This is a genomic window from Actinocorallia lasiicapitis (genome assembly GCF_054778695.1).
This window is the reverse complement of record NZ_BAAGZI010000098.1, coordinates 1-17,253: the sequence shown is the minus strand read 5'-3', so window position 1 is coordinate 17,253 and position 17,253 is coordinate 1. Positions and strand designations below refer to the sequence as shown.

Genomic DNA, 17,253 nt, shown 5'->3' with positions numbered 1-17,253 from the left:
CGTCGCGGCGGGCAAGGCGGTGCTCGGCCCGGACGACGTGCTGCCCGGCGTCGCCGACGTGCTGGACGAGATCCAGGTCGAGGCCGTGTTCGACGACGGCTCCCGGCTCGCGGTCCTCACCGATCCGGTCGGCGGCGGCCATCTCGGCGACGACGCGCCCGGCGCGATCCTGCCCGCGCCCCGCACCTTCGCGTTCACCGATGTGGTGGAGGTCGAGGTCACCAACACCTCGACGGTGCCGATCTCCGTCACCTCGCATTTCCATTTCTTCGAGGCCAATCCCCGGCTCTCGTTCCGGCGGGCGCTCGCCTACGGGCGTCGCGCGGCGATCCCGGCGGGATCAACCGTCAGGTTCGGGCCCGGCGAGACGGTGCGCGTCGGGCTGACGCCCATCGGCGGAGCGCGGATCGCGATCGGGTTCGCGGGGCTCGTCGACGGGCCGTTGGACGCGCCCGGGGCGTTCGAGCAGGCCATGGAGCGGGCGCTGGCCTGCGGTTACCTGGTGGAGGAGTAGATGGAGCAGGGCTGTCATGGCGCGCGGAGCGTCGGCGCGCTCGACGACTACGCCTCGGTGTACGGGCCGACCACCGGTGATCTGGTGCGGCTGGGCGACACCGGGCTGACGGTGCGGGTCGAACACGACGCGCAGGCTCCGGGCGAGGAGTTCCTGGCCGGGTTCGCGAAGACGGCGCGGGACGGCCTGCACCTCAAAGCGGCGTCCGTCGCGGACACCTGCGACCTCGTGATCAGCAATGTGCTGGTGATCGACCCGCTGCTCGGGGTGCGGAAGACCTCGATCGGGATCCGCGAGGGCCGGATCCACGCGATCGGGCGGGCCGGGAACCCCGACACCCTCGACGGAGTGGACGTCGTCACCGGGACGGGCACGACGATCGTGTCCGGCGAAGGGCTGATCGCGACCGCGGGGGCCGTCGACACCCATGTGCATCTGCTCGCGCCGCGGGTGATGGAGGCGTCGCTAGCCTCGGGCGTCACCACGATCATCGGTCAGGAGTTCGGGCCGGTGTGGGGGGTCGGCGTCAACTCACCGTGGGCGCTCAAGCACGCGTTCGACGCTTTCGACGCCTGGCCGGTGAACATCGGGTTCCTGGCGCGCGGTTCGTCGTCGGAGCCCGCGCCGCTGATCGAGGCGCTGGTGTCGGGCGGGGCGTGCGGGTTCAAGGTGCACGAGGACCTGGGCGCGCACACCCGTGCGCTGGACACCGCGCTGCGCGTCGCGGACGAGCACGACGTGCAGGTCGCGCTGCACACCGACGGGCTGAACGAATGCCTTTCCGCCGAGGACACTCTCGCGGTGCTCGACGGGCGGACCGTCCACGCGTTCCACATCGAAGGGTGCGGCGGCGGGCACGTCCCGGACGTGCTGCGGCTGGCCGGGGTCGCGAACGTGATCGGCTCGTCGACCAACCCGACCCTGCCTTTCGGGCGGGACGCGCTCGGCGAGCACTACGGGATGATCGTCTCGGCGCATGGGCTGAAACCCGAGCTGCCGTCCGACGAGATGCTGGCCAGGGAGCGGATCCGGGCGGGCACGATGGGGGCGGAGGACGTCCTGCACGAGCTGGGCGTCATTCCGATCACGTCGTCGGACGCGCTCGGGATGGGACGTGCCGGGGAGACGGTGCGGCGGACCTTTCAGCTCGCCGCCAAGATGAAATCGTCTACTACACCGGATGACAACGAACGAGTGTTGCGGTATTTGGCGAAGCTAACGATCAATCCGGCGATCGCCCATGGGCTGGCGCACGAGATCGGGTCGATCTCGGTCGGGAAGATGGCCGACATCGTGCTCTGGCGGCCCGCCTATTTCGGGGCGAAACCCCAGCTCGTCCTGAAGAACGGGTTCCCCGCCTGGGGCGTGACAGGCGATCCTAACGCGGCGACCGACCTGTGCGAACCGCTGGTGATCGGTCCGCAGTTCGGTGGGTTCGGGGCGACGGCCGCCGAGCTGTCCGTGGCGTTCGTGTCGGGGATCGCCGACGACACACTGCCGACCAGACGACGACGGGTGGCGGTGCGCGGGACGCGCGGCATCGGCAACGCCCACATGGTCCGCAACACGACGTTGGGGGACGTCCGGGTCACCCCGGGCGGGCTCGTGACGTTCAACGGCGATCCGATCTCGTCCGAGCCGGCCGCATCGGTGCCGCTCAGCCGTCTCTACTTCCTTTAGGAGCCCGCCATGTCCTCACCCGCCGCTGACGGCTTCTTCATGCCGGCCGAATGGCAGCCGCACACCCGCACGTGGATGTCGTTTCCCGTCATCGACTTCATGGATCTCGAGGAATCGTGCCGTGCCTGGTCGTCCGTCGCGAACACGATCGTGCGGTACGAACCGGTCACGATGGTCGTCGATCCTTCGCGGCGCGCGGAGGCGTCCCGCTGGCTCGATCCGCGGATCACCATGGTGGAGAAGCCCCTGGATGACGCCTGGCACCGTGACAACGGGCCCACTTTCCTGGTGGACGGTAAAGGCGGTCTCGCGGGTGTCGACTGGAAATTCCGGGCGTGGGGCATGACCGATCAGGAGTGGGCGAAGGACGACGAGGTGGCGGCGTTCGTCCTGGAACGGGCGGGGGCGCGGAGGTATGCGTCGGCGCTGGTCAATGAGGGCGGCGGCATCCATGTCGACGGCGAGGGCACGGTGATCGTCACCGAGACCGTCCAGTTGCATGACCGGCGTAATCCGGGATGGACGAAAGCGCAGGTGGAGGCCGAACTGGCGGCCATGATCGGTGCTCGGAAGGTGATCTGGCTTCCGCGTGGCCTGGCCGGGGACTACGGCGGTTACGGGACCAACGGGCATGTCGATCTTCTGGCTGCTTTCGTCCGGCCCGGACTGGTCGTCGCGCATGTCCAGGATGATCCGTCGCATCCGGATTTCGTGACGACGCGGGAGAATCTTGCTCTTCTCCGCGCCTCGACCGACGCTCGCGGGCGGCCCTTGGAAGTGGTCGAGCTGCTGGCTCCGGCCGTCAAGGAGATCGACGGCAAGATCTGCGACTACTCCTACATCAACCACTATCTGGCCAATGGGCTGGCGCTTCTCTGCTCTTTCGACGATCCGCGGGACTCCGAAGCCGCGGCTCTTTTCGCCAAGCTCTTCCCCGCTCGCGCCATCGAGTTCTGCGACGCCCGCAGCATCTTCTCCTACGGTGGCGGGATCCACTGCATCACCCAGCAGCAGCCGCGCCCCTGATCCGCTGCCCGCTTCACTCTGACGAGGCTCGGCGTGGGGCGGTGCAATAGGCGCAATAGGAAGGCCGGAGCGCATGGTGCGCCCCGGCCTTCCCCGTCCGGCCGTCTGCCAGTCGACCGTCCGGGCTCATCGGTTAGCGGGTAGCGGCTTCGATGTTCCGCTGGGAACGCCGCACATCCTGCCCACCCTCGTCCAGGGCGACGGCCATCTTGTCGAACGCCGACTTCGCCTCGCCCCACGCCTGCCGGAACCTGTCCGCCCCGGGCCCCCACCAGATCTCCGCCGACCCCACGGTCCGCCCGTTCAGATCCTTGATCAGCGCATCCAGCCCCCGAGAGTGCCGCTGAAACAACTGCGCCAACTCCTCCATCTCCCCAATACTCCCACCCCGCCGCTCACCCATCCACTCCACCTTTCTCTCTCGACCGGACCATCACTTCAACGGCCCCGGAACACACCCATGAATAACCCCAAACCGCTTCTCCGCAACCCGCATCAACCATGACAGATCTTCAGAAAAGATCCGCCCGGAACCGACTCTCGATGCATCGATGCGTAGCCAAACACTGGATGCGCCACACCTGAATCCAACAATTGAATAATACGCCCTACCGGCCGGACTCGGGCGATCAAATCGATCAATATAGGCTACGAATCCGTATCCAATATCAGCAGGCAGCTCGCTAATATACTTCGCACGCAGGCCACCAACCCAGCGCAACTGGCCAGCCACATGCTTCTTGGCGCCCCCGACTGCCCAGTAGAGGCCCAAAACTCCAACATCCCCTCCATCCTCCACCGTGCAGGAGAATTGCCGACCAGACCTGCTCGGGCTTCCACTCTCCTTCGCCTCACGCATTACACCACCAACGATCACAGAAGCAGCCTCTACCGGAATTACCCCACACCAATAAGGGTCGGATTCTACAAGTCCAGGCAGTTGCTCGTTAACCTGACCTGGTGGCATGGGCATGGAAACGCTAGAACTGCACCCCATAATCAAGACCGGCCAGCAAAGCAAAGAGAGTCGAATCATTCTCCATCAGCTTCAATCCGAGCTAGCGAGTCTACCGTTCCAGAATAGCCTGAACTGATTCTATCCCTAACCAAGCCTCGAACTCCAGAGAACCCTTCGTCGAACTCAGTTGACCAGTTCAAGAAGTGTTTAAATTGATCATCATCCCAGCCCGCTGATGATCCCATCCGGCTAATCGACTCCGGCAAAGTTGAATCACCATCACGACCAATGCTAATTGCATATGCAGAAATGACTACCTTGTCGATTTGGCGGGTTAGGGTGGTTTGTTGGGTGGTGCGGGATTGTTCGGTGTTGGTGGATTGGGAGTGGTCGGCTAGGAGGTTGTAGGTGAGGGATTTGGCTTTTTCGGTTAGGCCGGCGGTGGCCAGGGAGGCTACTTCTGGGGGGAGGTGGAAGGTGGATTCGAGCCAGGCGGAAGGGGAGAAGAGGTCGAGGGTGCTGTCGATGCGGGATTTGAGTTGTTCGTTGGACTGGGAGGTGGAGTGGGCGATCGCGGCGGAGATTTCTGTGCGGAGCGCCAGGAGGTGGCCAGCGGATTGGGCGTAGATGAGGAGCGGGGCCTCGTTGCCGGTTCGGGCGTAGGTGCGGGCCGCTTCGTCCAGGAGGGTGAGGTGGGCGGCGACCAGGCGGGCGAAGGACGGTTCGTCGAGGGAGGCGTCGGCGGTGAGGGCGAAGTAGTGGCGGAGACGTTCGTAGGCGGCGTCGGAGGAGGCGGGGGCGGCGTCGACGCGGGAGATGACTTCGGGAAGGTGCGCCAGGAGCAGGTCGGTGGTGGTGGGGCGGAGACCGGACAGCGGATCGAGGTCGTCGCGTTCGGCTTGGAGTTTGTGGCCGTCGGCGTACTTGACGTGGGTGAGGAGGTCGGCGCCGCGGACCGCGGTGAACTCGTCGAACAGGCGGCGGGATTCGGGGTCGGCGCCGGACGCGGCGGCGCTGATCGTCCTGCCGAGGGCGGTGGCCTGGTCGGTGGTGCCCCAGATCTTGGTGCGGTCGTGGAGCAGATAGGTGAGGTTGCTGGTGGGTTCGCCTGGCGGGGTGCCGAGCAGCGCTTGGGCGCCGGTCCTGGTGTTGGCGGCGGCGATGAGCAGGGGCTGGAGGATGTCGGTCGGGGACGGGTCGGGGTGTGCGGGGTCGTCGAGGAGCGTGCCCAGTTCACGGATGGCGGCGGTGTCGGGGATCGGCCGCCAGGGGGCCGGGTTGTGGCGGGTGTAGGCGATCATGTCGCTGCCGACGGTGCGCAGGAACGTGTCGGAGTAGCGGGTCTTGGGGTCCGCGGCGAGGATCGTCGCGAGGGCCTGGTAGCCGACGTGGTGCGGGTGGGTCTGGCCTGATGGGAAGCCGGCGCGGCCGTTGTCCGCCAGCGCTTTCAGATAGGCGTCGCCGACATAGGCCGGTGAAGCGGGATCCGTCCCCTTCGCCAGGGCGTGGGCGAGGAGGGCGAGGGCGGCTCGGGTGTCGGCGGCGTTCGCGGTGAGCATCTTGCTGCGGTCGTTGACGTCCACGCGCAGCTCGCGGGTGAGTCCGTAGGGGATGTCGAGCAGGGCCGTCGGGCCGAGCCGTTCCAGCAGCGCTTTCACGAAGTGCGGGTTGGCGGCGTGCTGCTGGTAGTCGAGCAGGCTGTACAGCGCTCCCCTGTCCCCCTCCGTGGCGCGTCGCAGCAGGTCGGCGGCCTGATAGCCGCTGGCTTGAGCTGTCTGGTCGCCCAGCCGATCCGGCATCCGCAGGAACGAGCCGTCGGCGGTGCAGATCGGCAGCGACAGCCGTTGCGCGTCCAGATCGTGGGCGAGACCGGCCCGCCGCCGCAGCTCGGGCGCCACTCCGTTGACCCAGCGGGCGACCCCTTTGACGTCCATCGCGGGGCCCGTGTCGACTTCGGCGGCCGTCAGGATCGCGAAGAGCTGGCGGCCCGCCGCGTCGAGTTCGTCCGCGACCCTGGTCATGCCCGAGCTCAGCCGGTCGAACATCGCGAGCTGGACGCCGCAGGTGCCCGGTGCGAGCCATCCGTCGCCGCTCATCGCACCAGCCCCGGACCGGCCACGGCCGGTCGTGCCGTCGGGGCGCCGGGCACTCCCGCGATGGTGGGAAGGGTGGCCTGCTTGCGGTGGAGTGCGTCGAGCGCGGCGGTCAGTGCCGACTGGAGACGGCGCTGCTGGTGCCGCAGCTCGGCGTCGAAGCGGCGCGCGGACGGGCCCACCCAGGCGTGGCCGTCCATCAGCCGAACGGGTTCCGCCAGATCCCGGCGGTGCCGATCCGCCAGGTTCCGGAGCTCCGTGAGAAGGAGCGTGAGGTGCAGCTCGTTGACCGCCATGCGGCCCCTCTCGTCGCGCGTTGTCGTCGCAGCACAACGTAGCCAGCCATGACCCTTGGTCATCACAACCCGCACTTCTCGATACCTGACCGATATCAAAACCGCAGGTCAAAGCCGGTACAACCACCAGACACGCGGCATTTTCCGAAGCGGCCGAGGCGGCCGGAAACTCGTCCTGTGGATAACCGGGAACGGCGGTTTTCGCTACGTAGAGTCGAGACGACGGATCCACCGAGTGAAGGAGAGACCCTCATGTACAGCCAGGAGTTCATCGCCGGGATGCTCGCCCGCACCCTGCTGCTGCGGCTGGAGGTCCGCGGGCTCCATGTGTCACCGCGCCGACGAGATCGCATCCTCACCTGTACCGATCTGGGCCCGCTCCGCGTCTGGCTCGACCGTGCCGGCTCGGCCCTCACCCTCGCCGACGTCTTCCACGACGACCGCGCCACCCGTCCCCTCCCCCACCGCTACGCCGCCTGACACCAGAAGGAGCTTCCATGAGCACCATCGAGAACGACCGGCCCGCCCTGCCCTCCGTCCAGTCCGCCGCCAGGGACGCGCTGCTCAACGCGATCGCCGACCAGGCGGCCGACGCCTCGCCCGACGAACTGATCGACCTGTCCACCGCCTACATCACCGTCATCGCCGCCGACGAACCTCCGCCGTCCTCCTCCGTGCTGGACCTGATCGACCGCACCTTCCGCAGCCGTGCTCTCGACCGGGAGCTGGAGCCCTGACCGAGGGAATCGCAGGCACGGGGTCAACGAGCTGACAGCACCTCAGAGGGGCTGACCGGCCTGCCGGTGAAGGGCGCGCGAACCCACGGGATGGGTGCCTCGGCTCTCGAACACCCAAGGTCCGGGCGGACAGGTGCTCTGCCGGTGACGCACGAGCACCGCTCCTCAGTGGTGAGGAGCGGTGCGGGTGCTGACGTGGGTGGGGGTTACTTGCCGCCGGGGGTGAGGGTGACGGGGGTGGGCTGGAAGGAGGTGCCCTTGGTGTCGTCGGAGGGCAGGAGGGCCAGGGCCTTGGTGATGTAGTCGTTGGTGTAGGCGAGTCCTTCGGGCGCCTTGGTGATGACGGTCTTGCCGTCGGCGTTCTTGGTGGCGAGGGACAGGTCGACGGTGCGCTTCCAGTCGGCGTCGCCGATCAGGCCGATGCCGGCGGGCGACGGCCAGATGAGCTTGTTGACCTCGTTCATCTGCCAGAGCTGGTGGCTGGCGCCCAGCTTGGAGCCCTTCGCGACGACCAGGTCGCGGCATTCGGCGGCGTGGTCACGGCAGTAGATCCAGCCCTTGACGGTGCCGGCGAGGAACTTGACCGTCGTGTCCTGGTAGGCGGGGTCCTTGAGCCGTTCGGTCGACGCCCACACGGCGTCCTGCAGCATGGAGGTGCCGACCTGGTTCCAGTCGAGGACCTTGAAGTCGGAGGGCTGGTAGAGCTTCTTCGTGGCGGGGTTCTCCGCCTCGAGGAGCTGGGCGAACTCGTTGTACGACATCGCCTGGGCGGCGTCGATGTCCTTGCGGAGCAGTGCCTGCATGTCGAACTGCTGCTGGACGAGCTTGACGTCCTTGCCGGGGTCGAGTCCGGCCTTGGTGAGGGCGGCGAACAGCTCGTACTCGTTGCCGAAGCCCCAGTTGCCGACCTTCTTGCCCTTCAGGTCGGCGGGGCTGGAGATCCCGCTGTCGGCGAACGACACCTGGTAGGTGCCGGAACGCTGGAAGATCTGGCCGACGTCGGTGATCTGGGCGCCCTGCTCACGGGAGGCGAGCGCCTTCGGCACCCAGGAGACGGCGTAGTCGGCGCGGCCCTGGGCGAGGACGGTCTGCGGCACGATGTCGACGCCGCCCTCCAGGATCTCGACGTCGAGACCCTGCTCCTGGTAGAAGCCCTTGGCCGCGGCGGCGATGTAGCCGGCGAACTGGGCCTGGTAGAACCACTGGAGTTGGAGTTTCACCTTGACGGGCCCGGCTGCCGGATCCGCAGTCTTCTTGGTGTCGTCGGCGGTGCCGCAGCCGGTGAGGAGCACGGCGGCCAGCAGCAGGGAGAGGGTTTTCTTCACGGGGGGTTTCCTCCGGGGTTAGGTGGGGTGGGAGGAGTCGGAAAGGGGGTCAGCCCGGATTTCTCCAGGGAGTGGACAGACGCTCGATGAGCAGGGTCACGAGATAGAACAGGAGGCCGAGCAGGCACGCGCCGGCGACGAACGCCCAGGCGCGCGGGTAGGCGGTGTTCGACGCCGCCGACGTGATCTTCGCGCCGAGGCCGTCCTGCAGCCCGCCGAAGTATTCGGAGACGACGGCCGCGATGACGGCCAGCGAGGACGCCTGCCGCAGCCCGGTGAAGAAGAACGGCAGCGCGCCCGGCAGCCGGACCTTCCGGTTGAACGCCCACGGGCCGGCCGCGTAGGAGTCCATCAGCTCCTGGTGGGTCGGATCGACGCGTTGGAGTCCGCGGAGCGTGTTCAGGAAGACGGGGAAGAACACGACCAGCGCGACGACGACGCGCCGCGGGATGCTGCTGGTCGACTCGAACATGTTGTTGAGGATCGGCGCCAGGGCGATGATCGGCAGCGCGTTGAGTGCCGCGATCAGCGGTGCCGACACCTCGCCGAGCCACCCGAACCGCGCCGCGACCAACGCCGCCGTCAGCGCCGCCAGCACCCCGAACACTAGCCCGACCAGCGCGTTCTCTCCACTGGCCAGCCCGGCCTTGACGATGATGTCCAGATCGTCCCGCACCTCATGGAAGATCGCCGACGGTGCCGGCAGCACATAGGGCGCCACCTTCCCGACCTTGACGAACACCTCCCACAGCACCAGCCCCGCGACACCGACGACCACCGGCGGCAGCATCCGCGCCGACGCCGCCCACCGCCGCCCGTCCCGACGGACCACGACGGCCTCAGCGGCCTTCACCACCGTCGGAGCGGTCATGAGTCGACCCGCTGGTCGTCGGCGGCCGGCACGGCGGACGGGGAAGGCGCGGGAACGGCGGCGGGGGCGCGGAGTGCCTGGCGCACGGAGGTGATGTGGCTGAAGTACTCGGAGGTCTGCCGGAGGGCCTCGGTCCTGGCGGGGAGCGGGATGTCGAGGATCGCGGTGATGCGTCCCGGCCGCGCGGACATGACGGCGACGCGGTCGGAGAGGTAGACGGCCTCGTCGATGGAGTGGGTGACGAAGACGACGGTCGTCCCGGTGGTGGAGCAGATCCGGAGGAGTTCGGACTGGAGGCGTTCGCGCGTCATCTCGTCCAGGGCGCCGAACGGCTCGTCCATCAGCAGGAGCGGCGGGGCGTCGGCCAGGGCCCGGGCGATGGAGACGCGCTGCTGCATCCCGCCGGAGAGCTGTGACGGGTAGTGCTCGGCGAAGTCGGCGAGGCCGACCAGGTCGAGCATCTCCGCGGCGCGGGACCGGCGTTCGGCGCGGCCCGTTCCGCGCAGTTCCAGCGGGAGTTCCACGTTCTTCCGGACGGTGCGCCAGTCGAAGAGGCCGGGCTTCTGGAAGACCATCCCGTAGGCGCGGTCCCGGCGGGCTTCGGCGGCCGGTTCGCCGGCGACGGTGACCGTGCCGGTGGTCGGCGGGACGAGGTCGGCGATCAGCCGGAGCAGCGTCGATTTGCCGCAGCCCGACGGCCCGATCAGGGACACGAACTCGCCGGGCGCGACGGTCAGGTCGGCCGACGCGATCGCGGTGACCTCGCCCGCCTTCCCCGGGTTGAAGATCTTGGTGACACCGGATATTTCGATCATGAGGGGGCTTCTCCGCGGACTAGCAGGCGCTGGGCGAGGGTCAGCACACCGGTGACGGCGAGGCCGAGGAGGGCCGCGCCGAGCATGGCGGTGTAGACCTTGGCGGGGTCGGTGGTGGCCTCGCGGGAGTACTCGATGACGAGCCGGCCGATGCCGCCGCGCGTCCCGGTGGAGATCTCCCCCACGACGGCGCCGACGACGGCGGCGGCTCCCGCCAGCTTCAACGCCGGGAACAGATACGGGACGGACGCGGGCAGCCGCAGCTTGACCAGGGTCTTCCACCAGCCGGCCGAGTAGCTCGACATCAGTTCGAGTGCCTCGCCCGACGGCGACTGGAGCCCCCGCAGCATCCCCACCGCGACCGGGAAGAACGCGAGATAGGCGGCGATGACGGAGACGGTCGCCCACTGCGGCATCAGCGCCCCGCCCCACCCCGCGATGACGGGTGCGAGCGCCACCAGCGGCACCGTCTGCGACAGCACCACATAGGGCAGCAGCCCTCGCTCGGCGAACGTGAACCGCTCCATGAGGACGGCCAGCGCCAGCCCGACGAGCGCTCCCGCGACGAACCCGGCCGTCACGATGCCGAGCGTGGTCAGGCACGCTTTGAGCAGCACTTCCCAGATCGGTGATCCGCCGGTCAGTTCGGGTTCGCCGAGCCGGTGGAGCACCGTCCAGAGGTGCGGCATGGCCGCGTCGTCGGCGCGCGGCAGCACCCGGATCCCGGCGACGGACGTCCCGTCGTCGGATCCGATCGTCTTGTAGAGCTCCCAGGCCCCGGCGGCGAGCGCCGCCAGGGCCAGGGCGCCGATGGCTCTTCTCACCAGGACGAGACCACCGGGATGATCTGCGAACCGTAGGCGGCCAGGGTGTGCTCCTTGTCGTCGTGCTGGAGGTAGACGGCGAACTGGTCGACGCCCAGTTCGCGCAGTTCCTTCAGCCGCTCCAGATGGTTCTCGACCGGTCCGAGCAGGCAGAACCTGTCGATGATCTCGTCGGGCACGAAGTCGGTGTGGGTGTTCCCCGCCCGGCCGTGCTCGGCGTAGTCGTAGCCCTGCCGCCCCTTGATGTAGTCGGTCAGCGCCTTCGGCACCGCCGCGCCCTCGCCGCCGTACCGGTCGACGATGTCGGCGATGTGGTTGCCGACCATGCCGCCGAACCAGCGGGTCTGGTCGCGCTGGTGGGCGAGGTCGTCGCCGACGTAGGCGGGTGCGGCCACGCAGAACTTGACGGCGTCCGGGTCGCGTCCGGCCTTCTCGGCGGCGGCGCGCACGGCGGAGATCGTCCAGGCGGCGATGTCGGGGTCGGCGAGCTGGAGGATGAATCCGTCGCCGACCTCGCCGGTCGCGGCGAGTGCGCGCGGTCCGTAGGCCGCGACCCACACTTCGAGCGAGGACCCGGGCGCGACCCACGGGAAGTGGATCTCCCTCCCCCGGACGTCGGCGACCCGTCCCCCGGCGAGCTCACGGATCGCGGTGACGCACTCCTTGAGCTCCTTGATCGTGGTCGGTTTGAGCCCGAGGGTGCGGAGCGCGGAGTCGCCGCGGCCGATGCCGCAGACAGTTCGGTTTCCGTACATCTCGTTGAGTGTTGCGAAATGCGAGGCCGTGACGGTCCAGTCCCGCGTGCCCGGGTTGGTCACCATCGGCCCGACGATGACCCGTTCGGTCCGGTCCAGAATCTGGCTGTAGATCACGAACGGTTCCTGCCAGAGCAGGTGCGAATCGAAGCTCCAGACGTGGCTGAAGCCGGCCTGTTCGGCCTTGACCGCCAGGTCGACGACGGCCGACGCGGGCGGATCGAGCTGGAAGACGACGCCTATGTCCAATTCCGTACCCTCAGATCAGATAGGAGGACAGGTCGCGCTTGAGGAAGCGGCCGTGTCCGGGCTTGCCGTGGTACTGACCGTCCTTGAGCAGGACCGTTCCCCGGCTGATGACGGTGTCGACCTTGCCCGCGATCTCGTAGCCCTCGTAGGCGGAGTGGTCCAGGTTCATGTGGTGGGTGTCGACGGAGATCCGGGTGGTGCCGTTCGGGTCGTAGACGACGATGTCGGCGTCCGAACCGGGCGCGATGACGCCCTTGCGCGGGTACAGCCCGAACATCCGGGCGGGTGTGGTCGCGATGGTCTCCACCCAGCGCTCCAGCGACAGCTTTCCGTCGACGACGCCCTGGAACAGCAGGTCGACGCGGTGCTCGACCCCGCCGATCCCGTTGGGGATCTTCGAGAAGTCGCCGCGGCCGAGCTCCTTCTGGTCCTTGAAGCAGAACGGGCAGTGGTCGGTGGAGACGATCGACAGATCGTTGGTCCGCAGTCCGCGCCACAGGTCCCGGCCGTGGGTCTCGTGCTTGGACCGCAGCGGAGTGGAGCAGACGTACTTGGCGCCCTCGAACCCGGGCGCGCCGAGCTGGTCCTCCAAGGTCAGGTAGAGGTACTGCGGGCAGGTCTCGGCGAACACGTTGCGGCCGGCGTCGCGCGCCTCGGCGACCTTGGCGAGGGCCTCGCTCGCCGACAGATGGACGATGTACAGCGGGGTGTCGCGGGCGACCTCGGCGAGGTAGATGGCCCGGCTGGTGGCCTCGGCCTCCAGCGCGGCGGGCCGGGTGATGCCGTGGTAGACCGGGTCGGTCTCGCCGCGGGCCAGGGCCTGGGCGACGAGCACGTCGATCGCGATGCCGTTCTCCGCGTGCATCATGATCATCGCGCCGTTGTCGCGGGCCTTCTGCATGGCACGCAGGATCTGGCCGTCGTCGCTGTAGAACACGCCCGGGTAGGCCATGAACAGCTTGAAGCTGGTGATGCCCTCGGACGTCACCAGCGTGTCCATGGCCTTGAGCGAGTCCTCGTCGACCCCGCCCAGAATCTGGTGGAACGCGTAGTCGATGTGGCAGTTGCCCTCGGCTTTGGCGTGCCAGGCGGCGAGCCCGTCCTGGACGGCCTCGCCGGTGCGCTGCACCGCGAAGTCGATGATGGTCGTGGTGCCGCCCCAGGCCGCGGCGGCGGTGCCGGTCTCGAAGGTGTCGCTGGCGCTGGTGCCGCCGAACGGCAGCTCCATATGGGTGTGGGCGTCGATGCCGCCCGGGATGACGTACTTGCCGGTCGCGTCGATGACGGTGTCGGCGGTGGGGGTCATCCCCGGTTCGGCGAGGGAGACGATCCGTTCGCCGTCCACGAGGACGTCCGAGACGAAGGTGCCCGTCGGGCCCACGACCGTCCCATTCTTCACAAGAAGGGTCATACGTATGCCTCCTTACGGTGCGGTGAGGTCGCCGTAGCTGTCGGGACGGCGGTCGCGGTAGAACTGCCAGCGGTCGCGGACCGTGGCCAGCAGGCTCATGTCGAGGTCGCGGACGACCAGTTCGGGGCTGTGGGTGTCGGCCACGTCGCCCACGAACTTGCCTTCGGGGTCGACGAAGTAGGTCTGCCCGTAGAAGTCGTTGTCGCCGAGGTCCTCGACGCCGACCCGGTTGATCGCGCCGATGAAGTACTCGTTGGCGACGGCCGAGGCCGGCTGTTCGAGCTGCCACAGGTAGCTGCTCAGCCCGCGCGAGGTCGCCGACGGGTTGAACACGATCCGGGCGCCGTTCAGCCCGAGCGCCCGCCAGCCCTCGGGGAAGTGCCGGTCGTAGCAGATGTAGACGCCGATCTTCCCGACGGCCGTGTCGAACACGGGGTAGCCGAGGTTGCCGGGCCGGAAGTAGAACTTCTCCCAGAACCCCTTGACCTGCGGGATGTGGTTCTTGCGGTACTTGCCGAGGTAGCTGCCGTCGGCGTCGATGACGGCCGCGGTGTTGTAGAGCACCCCCGGCTGCTCCTGCTCGTACATCGGCAGGACCATCACCATGCCGAGCTCGGCGGCGAGCGCCTGGAACCGCTCGGTCGTCGGCCCCGGCACCGACTCGGCGTACTCGTAGTAGGCCGGATCCTGCACCTGGCAGAAGTACGGGCCGTAGAAGAGCTCCTGGAAACAGATCACGCGAGCACCGAGGGCCGCCGCCTGGCGGGCGTAGTCCTCATGAGCCTTGATCATCGATTCCTTGTCGCCCGTCCACGTCGTCTGGACCAGTGCGGCGCGGATGACTTCGGACATCACGCTCCCCTCCTTCAGTAGATCTAGCGGTATACCCGTGCTCGCAACGGTTCGGACGTTAGCGGCCGGAAGGGGACAGGGTTGTTACGTGCGCGTTCGGAGATCGTTAACGACGGGTGCGGACCGCGTGTTGACAAAGAGCCTGGAGTGAACGGATCCTTTGCCCGTGACCTGAGTCACATGTTCGGTCCGGCACTCGGCGCGAGGGTGCTTCAGTCCCCCGCGTCGAGAGGTGTTTCCGCATGTCCGTGCAGCCGTCCGCGCAGCCCACCAGACGTCAGGTTCTCGGGGGTGCGATCGGCGCCCTCGTCGGGGTCGCGATCGCCCCGCACTCCGCCCGGGCGGACGCCGCCGCCACCTATGACGTGGTCGTCGTCGGGTCGGGGGCGGCCGGGATGACGGCCGCGCTCACCGCCGCGGGACGCGGCCTGTCGGTGCTGGTCGTGGATAAGGCCGCCAAGTTCGGCGGCTCCGCGGCCCGTTCGGGGGCCGGGATCTGGCTGCCGAACAACTCCGTGATCCTCGCCGCGGGCGTGCCCGACACCCCGGCGAAGGCCAGGACCTATCTGGACGCCGTCGTCGGCTCCGAGGTGCCCGCCGACCGGAAGGCCGCCTTCCTGGCGAAAGGCCCGGAGATGCTGGACTTCGTCATGGCGCACAGCCCGTCGCGGTTCCTGTGGATGAACGGCTACTCCGACTACTATCCGGGGCTGCCCGGCGGAATGCCGAACGGCCGGTCGATCGAGCCCGCGATGTTCGACGGCAACCTGCTCGGCGCCGAGAAGGCCAACCTCAACCCGGCCTACATCCCGACCCCGGCCGGGGTGACGATCTACAGCCAGGAGTACCGCTGGCTGAACCTCGCCGCCGTCAACGCCAGGGGCACCGCGGTCGCCGCCGAGACGGTGGCCCGCTGGGTGAAGGCCAAGGCCGAGGGCAAGGACCCGATGACCATGGGCCAGGCGCTGGCGGGCGGGCTGCGCGCCGGGCTCCTCCAGGCGAACGTCCCGGTCTGGCTGAACAGCCCCCTGACGGCCCTGCTGCACGACCCGTCCGGACGGGTCACCGGGGTGACCGTCACCAGGGACGGCGCCGCCCAGACGATCAACGCGACCCGCGGCGTGATCGTCTGCTCGGGCGGGTTCGAGCACAACGCCGCCATGCGCGCCGCCTACCAGCAGCAGCCGATCGGCACGGACTGGACGGTCGGCGCCTCCTCCAACACCGGCGACGGCATCCTGGCCGGGATCGCGGCGGGCGCGAAGGTCTCCCTGATGGAGGACTCCTGGTGGGGCCCGACCATCCCGCTGCCGGACGAGCCGTACTTCTGCCTGTCCGAGCGGACCCTGCCGGGCGGCTTCATCGTCAACCAGGCGGGCCGGCGGTTCGTCAACGAGGCCGCCCCCTACAGCGACGTCGTCCATGTCATGTACGCCAAGAACGGGACGAGCCCGGACATCCCCTGCTGGCTGATCGTCGACCAGAACTACCGGAACCGCTACCTGTTCAAGGACATCCCGCCGACGTTCCCGTTCCCCGCTTCCTGGTACGACGCGGGCGCGGTCAGGAAGGCCTGGACGATCCCCGAGCTGGCCGATCGGATCGGGGTGCCGCGCTCGAACTTCTGGAACACCTACACCCGGTTCAACTGGTTCGCCACGACGGGCAGGGACACCGATTTCGGGCGCGGCGACTCGGTCTACGACCACTACTTCACCGATCCGGGGGTCGGCCCGAACTCCTGTCTCGCGCCGCTGCTCGTCCCGCCGTTCTACGCGTTCAAGATCGTCCCTGGTGATCTGGGCACCAAGGGCGGCATGGAGACCGACGCCCGCGCCCGGGTCCTGAACGGCGCCGGGCAGGTGATCCCCGGCCTGTACGCGGCGGGCAACTGCTCCAGCGCCGTCATGGGCCACTCCTACGCGGGCGCGGGCTCCACCATCGGCCCGGCCATGACCTTCGGTTACATCGCCGCGCAGGATCTGTAGGGCGCGGGAGCTCTAGGGGCGGTGGGCGGTCAGCCAGGACAGGGTGTCGCCGTCGGCCAGGCGGCGCGGCGCTTCGGGGAGGCGGATGAGGATCGAGGCGCCGCCGCGCGGCAGCGGCGGCTCGATCGTGATCGCCCCGCCGTGCAGGACGACCTGCTGGTGGATCAGGGTCATGCCGAGTCCGGAGCCCGGGCTTCCCGAGCGGCGGGTGAACCGGTCGAAGACCCGGTCCACCCGGTCGGCGGGGATGCCGGGGCCCCGGTCCCGGACGCGCAGCAGGGCAGCGCCGGGTTCCGCCGACAGCGTCACCTCGATCCGGGCGATCCCGTCGGCGGACACCCCGTGGACGGCCGCGTTGTCGAGCAGGTTGTCGACGACGAGGCGCAGCCCCTCCGACCAGCCGCGGACGGTGTGCTCCGGCAGGTTCGCGACGATCGAGGCGTGCGGATGGCGGCCGCGCGCCTCCTCCACGGCGATCCCGGCCAGCGCGGCGAGGTCGACGTCGGCGTAGGCTCCGGCGTCGACCAGTTCGCCTCTGGCGAGCTGCCGCAGCATCGTGATCATCCGCTGCATCCTGGCCTGCTCGGCGGCGAGGTCCTCGATGACCTCCGCGCGGTCGGCGGGGTCGAGGTTCGGATGCGAGAGCAGCCCGATGTTGGCGTGCATGCTGGTCAGCGGGGTGCGCAGCTCGTGGGCGGCGGTCGCGGCGAAGGCCCGCGCGGTCTCCAGCGCCTCGCCGGTCCGCCGGACGGCGCCGTCCCGCCGGTTCAGCAGATCGTTGACGAGCTCCACGAGATCGTCGACCTCGATGACGGCCGAGCCGGTCGGCAGGCGTCCCGCGCCGGAGTGCCGGTCCACG

Annotated in this window: 17 protein-coding genes; 6 read left to right on the top strand and 11 right to left on the bottom strand. The window is 68.6% G+C overall.

Annotation, left to right across the window (positions count from 1 at the left end):
- From ACYVE7_RS13915 to ACYVE7_RS13905, 3 genes are all read left to right on the top strand, one after another.
- On the top strand, positions 1 to 514 hold a 514-nt coding region (locus ACYVE7_RS13915), incomplete at its 5' end, for an urease subunit beta (protein ID WP_460365078.1).
- Positions 515 to 2,194: an urease subunit alpha gene (locus tag ACYVE7_RS13910; protein WP_460365077.1), complete on the top strand. Its 1,680-nt coding sequence runs from the start codon at positions 515 to 517 to the stop codon at positions 2,192 to 2,194.
- 9 nt (positions 2,195 to 2,203) lie between these two features.
- Entirely contained in the window at positions 2,204 to 3,220 is a 1,017-nt protein-coding gene (locus tag ACYVE7_RS13905; RefSeq protein ID WP_460365076.1) for an agmatine deiminase family protein, read from the top strand.
- 133 nt (positions 3,221 to 3,353) lie between these two features.
- On the opposite strand, the gene ACYVE7_RS13900 is transcribed toward ACYVE7_RS13905, so the two are convergent.
- From ACYVE7_RS13900 to ACYVE7_RS13890, 3 genes are all read right to left on the bottom strand, one after another.
- Positions 3,354 to 3,590 carry a WXG100 family type VII secretion target gene (locus ACYVE7_RS13900; RefSeq protein ID WP_460365075.1) on the bottom strand — a complete coding sequence of 79 codons (237 nt, stop codon included), beginning with the start codon at positions 3,588 to 3,590 and terminating at the stop codon, positions 3,354 to 3,356.
- 662 nt (positions 3,591 to 4,252) lie between these two features.
- Positions 4,253 to 6,274, bottom strand: a complete 2,022-nt coding sequence (locus ACYVE7_RS13895) for a hypothetical protein (RefSeq protein ID WP_460365074.1) — start codon at positions 6,272 to 6,274, stop codon at positions 4,253 to 4,255.
- Positions 6,271 to 6,567 (bottom strand): hypothetical protein, encoded by a 297-nt coding sequence (locus tag ACYVE7_RS13890; protein ID WP_460365073.1) that lies wholly within the window; start codon positions 6,565 to 6,567, stop codon positions 6,271 to 6,273. The genes ACYVE7_RS13895 and ACYVE7_RS13890 overlap by 4 nt, the downstream gene beginning before the upstream one ends.
- Before the next feature lie 252 nt (positions 6,568 to 6,819).
- Between ACYVE7_RS13890 and ACYVE7_RS13885 the strand changes: the two genes are divergently transcribed.
- Both ACYVE7_RS13885 and ACYVE7_RS13880 read left to right on the top strand, forming a co-directional pair.
- Positions 6,820 to 7,047, top strand: a complete 228-nt coding sequence (locus ACYVE7_RS13885) for a hypothetical protein (protein WP_460365072.1) — start codon at positions 6,820 to 6,822, stop codon at positions 7,045 to 7,047.
- Positions 7,048 to 7,064: 17 nt separating this feature from the next.
- On the top strand, positions 7,065 to 7,304 hold the full coding sequence (locus ACYVE7_RS13880) for a hypothetical protein (RefSeq protein ID WP_460365071.1): 240 nt from the start codon (positions 7,065 to 7,067) through the stop codon (positions 7,302 to 7,304).
- 206 nt (positions 7,305 to 7,510) lie between these two features.
- On the opposite strand, the gene ACYVE7_RS13875 is transcribed toward ACYVE7_RS13880, so the two are convergent.
- The 7 genes from ACYVE7_RS13875 to ACYVE7_RS13845 are packed head-to-tail and all read right to left on the bottom strand — an operon-like array spanning position 7,511 to position 14,406.
- Positions 7,511 to 8,629, bottom strand: a complete 1,119-nt coding sequence (locus ACYVE7_RS13875; protein WP_460365070.1) for an ABC transporter substrate-binding protein — start codon at positions 8,627 to 8,629, stop codon at positions 7,511 to 7,513.
- A 49-nt stretch (positions 8,630 to 8,678) separates the two neighbouring features.
- A complete protein-coding gene (locus ACYVE7_RS13870; RefSeq protein ID WP_460365069.1) occupies positions 8,679 to 9,500 on the bottom strand; it encodes an ABC transporter permease in 822 nt (273 codons plus the stop codon).
- Positions 9,497 to 10,315: an ABC transporter ATP-binding protein gene (locus ACYVE7_RS13865; protein WP_460365068.1), complete on the bottom strand. Its 819-nt coding sequence runs from the start codon at positions 10,313 to 10,315 to the stop codon at positions 9,497 to 9,499. The genes ACYVE7_RS13870 and ACYVE7_RS13865 overlap by 4 nt, the downstream gene beginning before the upstream one ends.
- Complete coding sequence (locus tag ACYVE7_RS13860; protein WP_460365067.1) at positions 10,312 to 11,139, bottom strand: ABC transporter permease; 828 nt, start codon at positions 11,137 to 11,139, stop codon at positions 10,312 to 10,314. Before ACYVE7_RS13860 ends, ACYVE7_RS13865 begins: the two co-directional genes overlap by 4 nt.
- Positions 11,136 to 12,143 (bottom strand): TIGR03842 family LLM class F420-dependent oxidoreductase, encoded by a 1,008-nt coding sequence (locus ACYVE7_RS13855; RefSeq protein ID WP_460365066.1) that lies wholly within the window; start codon positions 12,141 to 12,143, stop codon positions 11,136 to 11,138. Before ACYVE7_RS13855 ends, ACYVE7_RS13860 begins: the two co-directional genes overlap by 4 nt.
- Before the next feature lie 10 nt (positions 12,144 to 12,153).
- Positions 12,154 to 13,554, bottom strand: coding sequence for a dihydropyrimidinase (gene hydA, locus ACYVE7_RS13850; RefSeq protein WP_460365065.1), 1,401 nt, complete (start codon positions 13,552 to 13,554; stop codon positions 12,154 to 12,156).
- Positions 13,555 to 13,566: 12 nt separating this feature from the next.
- The gene (locus ACYVE7_RS13845; RefSeq protein ID WP_460365064.1) at positions 13,567 to 14,406 is read right to left on the bottom strand and encodes a nitrilase-related carbon-nitrogen hydrolase; all 840 of its coding nucleotides are present in this window, start codon (positions 14,404 to 14,406) and stop codon (positions 13,567 to 13,569) included.
- A 242-nt stretch (positions 14,407 to 14,648) separates the two neighbouring features.
- Between ACYVE7_RS13845 and kstD the strand changes: the two genes are divergently transcribed.
- Positions 14,649 to 16,394, top strand: coding sequence for a 3-oxosteroid 1-dehydrogenase (kstD, locus tag ACYVE7_RS13840; protein ID WP_460365063.1), 1,746 nt, complete (start codon positions 14,649 to 14,651; stop codon positions 16,392 to 16,394).
- Between the two features lie 12 nt (positions 16,395 to 16,406).
- On the opposite strand, the gene ACYVE7_RS13835 is transcribed toward kstD, so the two are convergent.
- Positions 16,407 to 17,253 (bottom strand): sensor histidine kinase (locus tag ACYVE7_RS13835; RefSeq protein ID WP_460365062.1); only part of this gene is annotated, 847 nt, incomplete at its 5' end.